This window comes from Acidovorax sp. HMWF018, assembly GCF_003061035.1.
GTDB classification, from domain to species: Bacteria; Pseudomonadota; Gammaproteobacteria; order Burkholderiales; family Burkholderiaceae_C; genus Acidovorax; species Acidovorax delafieldii.
In genome coordinates, this window is the sequence record NZ_QAIM01000038.1 from 1 (window position 1) to 2,089 (window position 2,089).

Sequence of the window (2,089 nt, forward strand, 5' to 3'; positions counted from 1 at the left end):
TCGCGCATCTTCGCTTCCACGCCCGACTGCTTGAGTTCGCGCTCGCCGCGCGGCACGAGTTCCACGGTCAGGGTTGCGCTCGTCAGATCGGCGGAAGACGACGCGCCGCCGGGCGGCGCCATTCCGCCGCCGGCTGCGGTCCCGACGGCCATGAACACGCCGCGCACCTCGGGCAGCGTGCGCAGCAATTCTGAGGCGCGTTCGCCCGCCACAGCGGTCGCGGCCAGCGTGCTTCCCGGCGACAGCTTGATCGTAACGCTGCTCTGCGCCTTGTCCTGAGCCGGCATGAAGGCGGTCGATAGCGACATGGCAACGCCGACGGCGGCGGCAAAGAAGACCGCCACGGCCGCCACGGTGGCAACGCGGTGTGAGAGCAGCGTTCGCACCCAGTGCAGGTAGCGAGTCATCACCGGACCGTCGGTGTGGTCGTGCGCGTTCGCTTGTACGGGCTTCATCAGGTAGGCGGCCATCATCGGCGTCAACAGCCGCGCAACCAACAGCGAGGCCAGCACTGCGACCGACGCGGTAACGCCGAACTGGCGAAAGAACTTACCAGGGATGCCGCTCATGAACGCCGTTGGTAGAAAAACCGCGACCAGCGTGAAGGTCGTCGCGATCACCGCGAGGCCGATCTCGTCGGCCGCCTCCATAGCCGCCTGGAACGGGGTCTTGCCCATGCGCAGGTGCCGCTCAATGTTCTCGACTTCGACGATTGCATCGTCTACCAGGACGCCGACCACCAGCGACAGGGACAGCAGCGTGATCGTGTTCAGCGAGTAATCCAGCAACGCCATGACACCGAAGGTCGGGATGATGGACAGCGGCAGCGCGGTCGCCGATATGAGGGTGGCACGCCAGTCGCGCAGGAAGCACCAGACCACGATGATCGCGAGCAGCGCGCCTTCGATCAAAAGGTGCATCGAACCTTCGTAGTTGTCTTCGATCGGTGCGACCGTGTTGCTGGCCTCGTCGATCTTGACCTCGGGGTGTGCCTGCTGGAACTGTGCCATCGCGGTGCGAACACCGTCCGCCACGCCCACGTCCGAATAGCCGCGCGAGCGCGTTACTTTGAAGCCGACGACCGGACGGCCGTCGCGGAACGCCAGCGTAGTGGGCTCCGCGCGGGCATCGCTGACACGTGCGATCTGGTCCAGCCTGACGTAGCGGCCATCAGCCAGCGGCACGGTGATGGCGGCCACTTCGGCCGGTGTGCCAACGGTGGCGATCATGCGCGTCGATTGCCGCAGCCCGCCGATGTCGCCCTGGCCGCCAGAGCTTTCCTTTTGCGTGGCCTTGAGCCGTGTGGACACATCCGACGGTGTCACGCCCAAGCCCGCCATTAACGTCGGATCGAGGTCAACATGTACTTCGCGGTCCAGTCCCCCGACGCGGGCCACCGACGCCACACCCTTGACCGCCAGCAGCGCTTTCGTCACGTCGTTGTCGACAAACCACGACAGATCCTGGTCATCCAGGCGGCCTGACTCGATGGTGTAGGTCAGGAACGCCCCGCCCGCGGTGGTGATCTTGGAGACGGTGGGCGATGCCATGCTCGCCGGGAGCTCGGCGCGCACGCTGTCCACGGCGTTGCGCACCTCGCTCAGCGCCTCCTCGCCATTTTTGTCGATCTCGAAACCTACGCTGATCGCCACCGAACCGTCGGTGATGGTCGTCGTAACATGGTCAAGGCGGCTCAGTGACGCCAGTTTGTCTTCGATCTTGCGCGCTACCTCGGTTTCCAGTTGCGACGGTGCCGCACCTTCTAGCGTGGCCGAGATCTGGACGGTGGGCAGGTCCATGTCGGGAAAGTCCTGGATCTGCAGTTGCCGAAAGCCGAGGAGCCCCAGCACCGTCAGAAGCGCGAACAGCAGCAGCGCCGGCACCGGGTTGCGGATGGACCAGGAAGATACGTTCATTGCGCACCCCCCGTCGGCGATGGCAGCTTGTCGGAGACAACCGTGACCTGCGCTCCTTCAGACAAGAAGGCGCCGCCTTCTAAGGCTACGCTGAACAAGCCCTCGAAATTTCCCGCGCGAACGCGGAAGACGCCATTTTTTGGATTTTGTGGCCTCTTGCGCCGCCCATTTGG

General features: G+C 64.7%; 1 protein-coding gene. It reads right to left on the minus strand.

The features are described from left to right. Positions 1-1,916, minus strand: a 1,916-nt coding sequence (locus DBR23_RS01120) for an efflux RND transporter permease subunit (RefSeq protein ID WP_146191184.1), incomplete at its 3' end; no start/stop codon positions are given. Positions 1,917-2,089 lie beyond the last annotated feature (173 nt).